Origin of the sequence: Campylobacter showae CC57C (assembly GCF_000344295.2) — a bacterium.
Classification (GTDB): Bacteria; Campylobacterota; Campylobacteria; order Campylobacterales; family Campylobacteraceae; genus Campylobacter_A; species Campylobacter_A showae_B.
In genome coordinates, this window is sequence record NZ_AOTD01000246.1 from 1 (window position 1) to 2,523 (window position 2,523).

Sequence of the window (2,523 nt, forward strand, 5' to 3'; positions counted from 1 at the left end):
TTGTCCCGCCTCTAATTTTTCAAATTTATTCTCTTTTACGGCGGTAGCGCGCTCTTTACTTTCGGCGGGTAGTTTGGCGAATTTAAATCCCTTTTCCGCCACGTAAATCGCAAAATCGGGGCAATGTAGCTCGCACTCTCTGCATCCGATACAGGCCTCCGGATATACCACTTCGATCGTTTTGCCTAGCACCGCGCGCGGCTCGACGGCCATCGCCAGTACGCCCGCAGGACAGCGGCTCACGCAGATATCGCACGCCTTACAGCGCGAGATATCGACCCAGACGGGGGCGTCAGTTTTTATCAGCATATTTTTCCTTATCAAATTTAACTCGTAACGATAATTTTATAGTATTTAAGTTAAATTTGGTATTTAAATCGGATAGTAAAATAAAATTTGGAGATTTTTTGTATGAAAACGAGCAAATTTGAAACGCCCGTGCGGATGTTTTGTGATTTTTGGAGATATTGCTGTAAATTCGGTGTAGAGTAAAATTTAGAAGTCAAATTTGCCGCCGCCGATCCGTAAATTTGATGACGAAATTATACGGATACGGCGGTAAATTTTAAGACTCAAAACAGCCAAATTTATTGCTATTTTAGTCCCTCACGCCCACTTTGCCAAATCCCGAAAATCTGTTCGACGCAAGACACGACGTATTGTTATTTTTGCAAGATACGACATAGGAGTTTAGCTCTTTTTTGCCTTTTTTGCGTGTGTTTTTGTCGTTTAGATTCATAAAATCCACCATGTTTTTGCCCTTGGTATGATGCGTAAAGCCAACCGTGCCGTCTTTTTCGACACTGCTTACGATGCCTACGTGAGTGACGATTTTGGCTTTTTTGTTATTTTTCGTGCCTCTAGTCGTGTTGTTGAAAAATATCAAATCTCCGACCTGCGGATCATCAAACGCGATCAAATTTTTACTCTCGTAAAGCTTAAACATCGCTTCGCTTTTTAAACCGCGCTTTGTGTAAAATTTCTCAAGCTCTTTTTCATCAAAAAAATCTCGGTTAAATTTTTTATTTATAAGCGTCACAAAGCCCGAGCAGTCGCCGCCGTCCCTTTTGCCTACATACTTTTGTATAAGGTCAAGCAGGGCTTTTTCTTTCACGTCAAATCGGTTGCTGACTTTACTTTGCGTCGTCTCGACTACCGAGTTTTGGATTTTACTCTTTTCTAGCGGAGTCGCAACTTGAATTTGACTTTTCTCTATCGGCATCGCAGCCTGGATTTGACCTTGCTTTGCCAGCTTCACGGCTGAGGCTTCATTTTTCGGAGTACTTGGCGAAACGTTAGCACACCCCGACATAAAAGCCGCTAAAAATAGGGCGTAAATTTTAATTTTATAATTTACAAACATCGGCTACGCGATTACCCCGCTTTCTTTTAGAAATTTGATATTTGCAGCCGTTTGGGCTTCGCCTTTTTCGAGCGCTACTTTTTCCTCCGCGCTTGGCTCTTTTATCTCGCGCACGCCGCCCTTGCCTAGCTTCACGAGCCTACCGCCCGCGCACTCGCCCTCTATCACGCAGCAGCTTAGCCACTGATCGCTGCCGGTTTTTATCGCCTCGCACATTTTAGCCGCAGCCGCGCCAGGAGCGTAGTATGCAGATGTGCCAAGCAGCTTCACTATCTTTGCGCCGCCCGTTTTGGCCTCCTGCGCTACCGCGTCAAATTCGCCACCCAGATCCACGCTCACGTTGCTTTGTAGCGCGACCATATCGTCGTTGTGAGAGCCTATGATGTGCGCGCTAAAGGCGCTGTTTTTTAGCCCCGTTTTTTGAGAGATCTCGTATTTTAGGCGCGCGGAGTCTAGTTCGCCAGCCATCCCTAGCACCCTGCTTTTATCAAAACCGCTTGTTTTATAGACTAGATACGTGAGCGCGTCAAGCGGGTTGGTTACGTTTATGATGACGCAGTTTGGGGCAAATTTGGCGATTTTCTCCACCGTGCCTTTTACGATGCCTGCGTTTTTTAGTAGCAGGTCTTCTCTAGTTTGCCCCTCTTTTCTAGGGCTTCCGGCGGTCACTACCACGATGTCGCTATCCTTAACTAGCTCAAAATCATCGCCTCCGGCAACGCTCACGTCCAGACCGAAAACCGCCGCGCTCTGAGATAGATCGATTGCCTTTGCGCGCGCCACGTCGCCAAATATATCCACTAGCGCGATCTCGTCTGCGATGCCTCTTAGCAAAATAGCGCTAGCCACACTTGCGCCTACGTTTCCAGCTCCGATAACTGAAATTTTCATTTTTTTCCTTTTTTATAAAATTTGATTTTGTAAAATTTGATTAAACGTCGCGCTCGGCCTCATCACCGCGCTCGCCTTTTTATCATCCGGTTTGTAGTATCCGCCGATATCGACCTTTCGTCCTTGCGCCGCGTTTATTTGGGCCACTATCGCGCTCTCGTTTTGCGCGAGATTTTGGGCGACGATTTTAAATTTGTCGCCCAGCTGCGTACCGCTAGCGGCAAGCTCGCTCGCCCAGTAAAGCGCGATATAAAAATGGCTCGTGCGCG

General features: G+C 46.7%; 4 protein-coding genes. All 4 read right to left on the minus strand.

Annotated features, from left to right (window positions below; translation table 11 throughout):
* Window positions 1-309: 4Fe-4S binding protein (locus tag H740_RS09935; protein WP_002953640.1), on the minus strand; the 309-nt coding region annotated here is incomplete at its 3' end.
* Window positions 310-598: 289 nt separating this feature from the next.
* Window positions 599-1,312 (minus strand): NlpC/P60 family protein, encoded by a 714-nt coding sequence (locus H740_RS09940; protein WP_231679353.1) that lies wholly within the window; start codon window positions 1,310-1,312, stop codon window positions 599-601.
* Between the two features lie 54 nt (window positions 1,313-1,366).
* The gene (locus H740_RS09945; RefSeq protein WP_002953642.1) at window positions 1,367-2,254 is read right to left on the minus strand and encodes a lactate/malate family dehydrogenase; all 888 of its coding nucleotides are present in this window, start codon (window positions 2,252-2,254) and stop codon (window positions 1,367-1,369) included.
* Between the two features lie 12 nt (window positions 2,255-2,266).
* On the minus strand, window positions 2,267-2,523 hold a 257-nt coding region (locus H740_RS09950; RefSeq protein ID WP_002953643.1), incomplete at its 5' end, for an NADP-dependent isocitrate dehydrogenase.